The 7,095-nt window shown below is 71.6% G+C and carries 6 protein-coding genes; 5 read left to right on the forward strand and 1 reads right to left on the reverse strand.

Annotation, left to right across the window (positions count from 1 at the left end; all coding sequences use genetic code 11):
• Window positions 1–89: 89 nt before the first annotated feature.
• Window positions 90–1,034, reverse strand: a complete 945-nt coding sequence (locus AB0G52_RS21420; protein ID WP_132887447.1) for an endonuclease/exonuclease/phosphatase family protein — start codon at window positions 1,032–1,034, stop codon at window positions 90–92.
• Window positions 1,035–1,231: 197 nt separating this feature from the next.
• Here AB0G52_RS21420 and AB0G52_RS21425 point away from each other — a divergent pair, with 197 nt between their 5' ends.
• From AB0G52_RS21425 to AB0G52_RS21445, 5 genes are all read left to right on the forward strand, one after another.
• A complete protein-coding gene (locus tag AB0G52_RS21425; protein ID WP_132887448.1) occupies window positions 1,232–2,581 on the forward strand; it encodes an aldolase/citrate lyase family protein in 1,350 nt (449 codons plus the stop codon).
• Between the two features lie 225 nt (window positions 2,582–2,806).
• Window positions 2,807–3,592: a class I SAM-dependent methyltransferase gene (locus AB0G52_RS21430; RefSeq protein ID WP_132887449.1), complete on the forward strand. Its 786-nt coding sequence runs from the start codon at window positions 2,807–2,809 to the stop codon at window positions 3,590–3,592.
• Window positions 3,593–3,649: 57 nt separating this feature from the next.
• The gene (locus AB0G52_RS21435; RefSeq protein WP_361337909.1) at window positions 3,650–4,534 is read left to right on the forward strand and encodes an inositol monophosphatase family protein; all 885 of its coding nucleotides are present in this window, start codon (window positions 3,650–3,652) and stop codon (window positions 4,532–4,534) included.
• Between the two features lie 302 nt (window positions 4,535–4,836).
• Window positions 4,837–5,604: an alpha/beta hydrolase gene (locus tag AB0G52_RS21440; RefSeq protein ID WP_361337911.1), complete on the forward strand. Its 768-nt coding sequence runs from the start codon at window positions 4,837–4,839 to the stop codon at window positions 5,602–5,604.
• Window positions 5,605–5,956: 352 nt separating this feature from the next.
• Window positions 5,957–7,095: serine/threonine-protein kinase (locus AB0G52_RS21445; RefSeq protein WP_361337913.1), on the forward strand; the 1,139-nt coding region annotated here is incomplete at its 3' end.

Below are 7,095 nucleotides of genomic sequence, written 5' to 3' on the forward strand. Positions count from 1 at the left end.
GCTGCCCGAGGCCCCCGTGACCGGCACCGGTCACGGGGGCCTCTCCGCGTGGCGCAGCCTCATCGGCCCACGCTCACGGCCCACGCCCGTCAGCGCAGGCTCAGCGAGACCTGTACGGGCAGGTGGTCGCTCGGGAACTGGCCGTGCATCGAGAAGGTGTCCATCGTCGCCCGGTGCGTGGTCACCCCCGGCGAGGTCAGGATCCAGTCGATCCGGTCGCCGTCCGGCTTGAGCCGGCGGTACCCGTGGAAGGTCGCGTACTGGGGGCCGCGGTGCTCCGCCGCGTCCCAGGTGTCGACGAGTCCGGAGCCCAGCAGGGTGTCGTAGGCCGGGTTCTTGTGGGCGTAGGCGTTGAAGTCGCCGGTCACCACGACCGGGAGCGTCGGGTCGAACTCGGCGATCCGCTTGGCGAGGAGCGTGGCGCTGCGCTCGCGCGCGTACTGGCTCCGCTGGTCGAAGTGGGTGTTGGCGACGTAGAACTCCCGTCCGTCGTCGGCGAGATCGCGGAAGCGGACCCAGGTGACGATGCGGGGGAAGGCGGCGCCCCAGGTGTTGGAGCGGATGACCTCCGGGGTGTCGGAGAGCCAGAACGTGTAGTGCTCCACGGGAGCCAGCCGTCGTACGTCGTAGTAGACGGCGGTGGACTCGTCCCGGCTGCCGCCCTCGCGGCCGGTGCCGATCCAGTCGTAGTGCGGCCCGAGGTCGGTGTCGATGTCGAGCAGCTGCTGGTAGAGCCCCTCCTGCGTGCCGATCACCTGGGGCCGCGCCCGGTGCAGCAGTTCGCGCATCACCGGTCGGCGGTCGGCCCAGCTGTTCGGCTCGGCGGTGTCGGCGTACCGCAGGTTGAAGGTCATGACGTCGAGGCGGGGTGCCGGCGTGGCCGGTGCCGCGAGGGTGGCGGTCCGGCGGGCGCGCGGTGCGGCGGAGGAGGCGGACGAGGCGGTGATGGCGGCACTGGAGAGGGGCAGGGTGACCGCTGCGGCCAACAGGACCTTCAGTCCCAGCCGGCGGGTGACTCGGCGCTGGTTCGGCACGACGGCTCCTTCAGGGGGGCACAAGCCGGACGGGCGGGCGACGAGCAGTCTGATACCCAGGTGTGTGATGAGCGTGAACATGCCCAGATGGGGGCGTGTCGTCCCGTGGACATGGTGTTGACCGCCGCGAAGGCGCCCGGATAGCTTCACTTCAACGGATTGTTGATTCCGTACAGTGGAAAACAGGAGGGTGTCGGATGGGCCAGGGCCAGCAGGAGAAGGTGGCGACGAGCCTCACGGGCGCCGTCGGCGAGGAGATCGGCGCCTCCCTCGCACCCGTCGACGCCGAACTGGAGCGCCGCTATCCGGGTGACCCCGGGACCCGCCAGCCCGTCCACACCGTGTACGTCCCCGCGGACGCCTTCGAGGCCGGCACCATCCGCTCGTGGGGGGACCGGGCGCTCGCCGCGCTCGACGAACACGCCCCGGACGCCGCCTCCTTCGCCGCCGTGCTCGGCCTGTCCGAGGACCTAGCCGAACCCGTGTACTCCCGGGTCCGCGCCAAACTCGAACGCGAGCCGGTCGAAGACCTGCGCGTCGACTTCGAGGACGGTTACGGCCCCCGCCCCGACCCCGAGGAGGACGCCGCGGCGGCCCGGGCGGCGCGGCTGATCGCGGACGCCTGCCGGAACGGCACCGCGGCGCCGTACACGGGCATCCGCACGAAGTGCATGGAGGCCGCGGTGCGGGACCGGGGCATCCGCACCCTGGACATCTTCCTCACCGGCCTGATGCAGGCCGGCGGCCTGCCCGACGGGCTGGTGCTGACCCTGCCCAAGGTGACCTACCCCGAGCAGGTCACCGCCATGGCCCGGCTCCTGGAGGCCTTCGAGAAGGTGCACGGCCTGGCGCCCGGCCGGATCGGGTTCGAGATCCAGATCGAGACCAGCCAGGCCATCCTGGCCGCCGACGGCACCGCCACCGTCGCCCGGATGATCCAGGCCGCCGACGGCCGCGCCACCGGACTGCACTACGGGACCTTCGACTACAGCGCCTGCCTCGGCGTCTCGGCCGCCTACCAGGCCGGCGACCATCCGGCCGCCGACCACGCCAAGGCGGTCATGCAGGTCGCCGCGGCGGGCACCGGGGTCCGCGTGTCCGACGGCTCCACCAACGTGCTGCCGGTCGGGCCCACCGCCAACGTGCACGACGCCTGGCGGCTGCACTACGGCCTCACCCGCCGCGCCCTGGCCCGCGCCTACTACCAGGGCTGGGACATGCACCCCGGTCACCTCCCCACCCGGTACGCGGCCGTCTTCGCCTTCTACCGCGAGGGCCTGGAGCAGGCCGCCACCCGGCTCGCCCGGTACGCCAACCGCACCGGCGGCGACGTCATGGACGAGCCCGCCACCGCCAAGGCCCTCAGCGGCTACCTGCTGCGCGGCCTGGACTGCGGCGCCCTCGACACCGCCGAGGTGACCCACCTGACCGGCCTGACCCGCGCCGACCTGAACAGCTTCGCGACACCCAGGCGCGGCGATCTGACGGCTTCCGCCGCAGCAGACCACGCCCGCCCCGTGGCACCGCCGGAAATCTCGTCGAACTAGGCCCCCCGCAGTACCTGAGAACGGCCTCGTTCCGGCCTCCGACGACAGGCTGGGCGGACGCGGAGCCGGGGTCCGGAGCGGGTGTTCACCGGTGGCCTCCGAGGCTCGCAGCGGCCCGCTCCACCCACCGCCATACACGGTCTGACCTGGCCTTTCGTCATTCTCGCTCGTACGATCGGCATCGATCGGCATCGATCGACATCGATCGGGTCGAAAGGGGGGCGGATGGACCGGACCGTACGCACCGTCGAGGACGTTCTCGCGCTCTTGGACGGGCTCTTCGTATCCGCATCCGAGGCCGGCCGCTTGGCGACGGGCGACGGGAAGGACTTCTGGGACCGCTTCTTTGCCGACCGTTCAAGGCAGGTCCCGTTCTTCGTGTCGAAGCCGGACGAGAACCTGGCCGGCTACCTCGACCAGGGCCTGATCGCTCCCGGCCGGGCCCTGGACCTGGGATGCGGACCAGGCCGCAACGCGGTCCACCTCGCCTCGCGCGGCTTCCGGGTGGACGCCGTCGACCTCTCCCCGGTGGCCGTCGCCTGGGGCGAGGACCGGGCGCGGGAGGCCGGAGTCGACGTGCGCTTCCTGTGCGGCGACGCCTTCGCGCTGCCCACCGCCGAGTTGAGTGGCCCGTACGACCTGGTCGTCGACTCCGGGTGCTTCCACCACCTGCCACCGCACCGCCGGATCAGCTACCTGGCCCTCCTCGACCGGGTCCTCACCCCTGGCGGCCACCTCGCGCTCACCACCTTCGCAGCCGGCGAGGGGGGAATGGGGTCGGAACTCACGGACGCCGAGATCTACCGCGAACGCGAGTTGCAAGGCGGCCTCGCCTACACCCCCGACTCGCTGCGCCGCATCTTCTCTGACCTGGTGGAGGTGGAACTGCGCCGCATGCGGGAGGAGCCCCCCGAGTCGGCATTGTTCGGCGTGACCTTCCTGTGGACCGCGTTGTTCCGCCGGGGTGCGGCCGCCCCGGGCGACGTTCGCCCTGTCCACGGCCCCACGTAGGCGCTCGAGTTGACCTGGTCCCGCCCGGCGGTCGGTGAGCCGTGAAAGGCTCGACGGATGGATCACGCCTTCGATGTCCCTCCCGTCGACCGGGAGCTTCTGGACTTCGCTGTTCGCCTGTCCGGTCGCGCCGGGCAGATGTCGGCGGACGGCTTCTTCAGCGATGACTGGCACAGCCGTGTCAAGGAGGACGGCACCGAGGTCACCGAGATCGACGTGGCAGTTGAAGAGCTGATCAGGAAGGAGCTGAGCCGACGGGTGCCGGACGACGGGATCTTCGGAGAGGAGGGCGGTGCGACCAGCGGGTTGTCAGGACGGCGATGGATCATCGACCCCATCAACGGCACGAGGTACTTCACTGACCGAGTGCCGCTGTTCTCGACCGATCTCGCCTACGAGGACGAGTACGGGCCCGCTATCGGTGTGATCAACATGCCGCTGAGCCAGCAGATGATCGTGGCGGGGCGTGGCCTGGGTTGCTGGGTGCTGCCGGGTCCGGACCCGGACCTGCAATCGGGCCGCCGTGCCCAGGTATCGTCACGGACCGGCCTGGGTGGAGCAAGGACGCTGATGCACAACCCGGCCGGTTGGCCGGAGGAACTTCTGTGCGCTCTCCACCGCCGGGTCCTCCTGGTGCCCTCGACCGGCATGATCGCGGCCCTGGTGACGGGCCGAGCCGATGCCGGCGTCATCGCCGGTCCGCCGATGGGCTACGAGGACGTCGCTCCGATGCCGGTCATCGTCACAGAGGCGGGCGGCCGAGTGACCGACCTGGACGGCGCGTCCGTACTGGAGGGCGACATGTCGGTGCTGGTCACCAACGGCCGACTGCACGAGGAGTTCCTGGAGTTGGTGAACGGCTTGCCGCACAGCCGCGACTACCGAGCTCTCGACGATGGTGAGCAGCGCGCCGACCAGCGCCGCAGCACGGCCTGGAGATGAGAGGCAGTTCGCGGCTGACCCGGCGAGGCGACTACCGGGACCCGGACGGCGCCTCGCAGCGGGGCGAGCGTTGTCTTATCCGGCACCAGGCCCTGTCCGGAGTCGTGATGGCGTGGCGGAAAAAAGAGTTGAGTGATGATCATCGGGCTGTTAGCTTTCACTCGACCGTGAAGCCGCCCCAGGAGGTGAAACCCATGAACGCTGTACATGTGGGTGCTCCCCCTCTCGTCACGGTTGGGCGATTGACGTAGGTGTCGCCAGGAGCGCCTCGACAACAAGGCACTCCCGAAGGGCAACATCCCATGCGATCTCTGCAGTTCACCTCCACGTCGTCGTCGAACGGCATCCTTGAGCGCGACTTCACCGTCGGCGGTGTCCCCGGTGTCCTCTGGTCGCCGGCCTCCGACGCAGCCGACCCTGCGCCCCTGATCCTGATGGCCCACGGCGGCGGCAACCACAAGAAGCACCCGGCCATGTCCGGCCGCGCACGGCTCCTTGTGGCCGGCTGCGGCTTCCACGTCGCCGTCCTCGACGCGCCCGGCCACGGCGACCGGCCGCGCACGGCGCACGACGAGGCGGAGATCGCTGCCCTGTTCGCGGCACGGGCGGCGGGCGAGCCCGAAGGCCCGATCGTCGTGCGCTACAACGACCACCTGGCGGAGCTGGCCGTGCCCGAGTACCGGGCGATGCTGAACGCCCTCCAGGAGCTCCCGGAGATCGGCACCGACGGGCCGGTCGGCTTCTGGGGCCTCAACATGGGCACCGCGATCGGCATCCCGTTCGTGGCGGTCGAGCCCAGGATCTCCGCCGCGGTCTTCGGCCAGCACTGGCCCGATGTCCTGGCCGGGAAAGCGAAGCAGATCACCATCCCCGTCGAGTTCGATCTGCAGTGGGACGACGAGCACATCTCGCGCGAGGAGGGTCTCGCGCTCTTCGACGCCTTCGCCTCGAAGGAGAAGTCGTTGCACGTGAACTCAGGCAGGCACAAGGAGCTGCCGAGGTTCGAGGCGGACAGCGCGGTCCGGTTCTTCGCCCGGCACCTCGGCGGAGCCGTCACCGCGTCGGCCTGACCCGAGCGGTCGCGGCGTCCGGCTCGGCAGCCGGGCGCCGCAACCGCAGCCCCGATCAGGCTGCGCATCCGGATGAGGGATCCACGCAGCTGGAGCCCTCGTTCGCCCTGGTGGGATTCCTGCCGGGGCTGAGATGGGCTCAGCGGTCGACTTCGAGGTTCGTCAGGACGAGCAGGGCGCCCAGGAGCCGGTCGCGCGGGCGGGGTCGGTGGCAGCGACCGCCAGCGTGAACCTGTCGTGGCGTGGCACGGTCAGGTAGCGGCCAAGTCACAGCATTCGCGGGGCACTTGAACCGTCCCTGTCACCGCCCCGTACTCTGGTGCGCCATTCACGGAGTGTCAGGAGCGGGGCTGTGGTGTCGGGTACGTACGGACAGGCTGACGGGACCGGGCGCCTGCTGGCCGGGCGGTACCGGGTCGTGGCCCGGCTCGGGCGCGGCGGCATGGGTGTGGTGTGGCGCGCCCTGGACGAGGTTCTCGGCCGCGAGGTCGCCGTCAAGGAACTGCGTGCCTACACGGACAGCGCGGGGCCCGAACTGGCCGACCTGCGGCTGCGGATGCAGCGTGAGGCACGTGCGGCCGCCCGGGTGCGGCACCCCGCGGTGATCGTGGTGCACGACATCACCCAGGTCGAGGGCCGGCCGCTCATCGTCATGGAACTGGTCGACGGGCCCTCTCTGGACGACGTGCTGCGCGAGCGCGGCACCGTGGGCCCGCGCGAGGCCGCCCGCATCGGCGCCGAGGTCCTGGACGCCCTGGCCGCGGCCCACCGGGTCGGCGTCCTGCACCGGGACGTCAAGCCGGGCAACATACTCCTCGACCGCTCCGGCCGGGTCGTCCTCACCGACTTCGGCATCGCCACCATGGCCGACCCCGGTGACGGCTCCGCCACGCATCTGACCCGCGGCGGCGAACTCGTCGGCTCGCTGGACTACATGGCCCCCGAGCGGGCCCGGGGCGCCGATCCCGGGCCGGCCTCCGACGTCTGGGCGCTCGGCGCCGCCCTCTACGCGGCCGTCGAGGGAGCCTCACCCTTCAGCCGCACCTCCACCTTCTCGACGCTCACCGCGATCGTCGACGAGCCCCTCCCGGAACCCCACCACGCCGGACCGCTGGCCCCCGTCCTGCGGCGCCTGATGGCCAAACGCCCCGAAGCCCGACCCGGAGCCGAGGAGGCATGCGAACTGCTGCGGGAGGTGGCGCGGGAACCGGGCCCGGACACCCCGACGACGGCCCTGCGGGGGAGCCCGGGGTCCCTCGGAACGCCGGTCGGCGCGCCCGCCCGGCAGCCCGTGGCGGGGACGCCCGCCGGGCCGGGGGCGGGTGAGGCCGAGGTGGTGGGCGGTGGGGTGGCCGAGGGTTGGCCGGACGGCGGTGGGGCGGCCGGAGGCCGGTCGGCCGAGGCCGGGGCGGCCGAGGCAGCCGAGGCGGGGGTGCTCGCCGGGCCGGCCGAGGTAGCCGAGGCGGGGGTGCTCGCCGGGGCGGGGGCGGG

Source organism: Streptomyces sp. NPDC021562 (assembly GCF_040640875.1).
Classification (GTDB): domain Bacteria; phylum Actinomycetota; class Actinomycetes; order Streptomycetales; family Streptomycetaceae; genus Streptomyces.

What these genes read in the sequence shown, in the direction of transcription:
- AB0G52_RS21435 (WP_361337909.1), top strand. Translation starts at nt 3,650, where the DNA reads ATGGATCACGCCTTCGATGTCCCTCCCGTCGACCGGGAGCTTCTGGAC.
- AB0G52_RS21440 (WP_361337911.1), top strand. Translation starts at nt 4,837, where the DNA reads ATGCGATCTCTGCAGTTCACCTCCACGTCGTCGTCGAACGGCATCCTT.
- AB0G52_RS21430 (WP_132887449.1), top strand. Translation starts at nt 2,807, where the DNA reads ATGGACCGGACCGTACGCACCGTCGAGGACGTTCTCGCGCTCTTGGAC.
- AB0G52_RS21425 (WP_132887448.1), top strand. Translation starts at nt 1,232, where the DNA reads ATGGGCCAGGGCCAGCAGGAGAAGGTGGCGACGAGCCTCACGGGCGCC.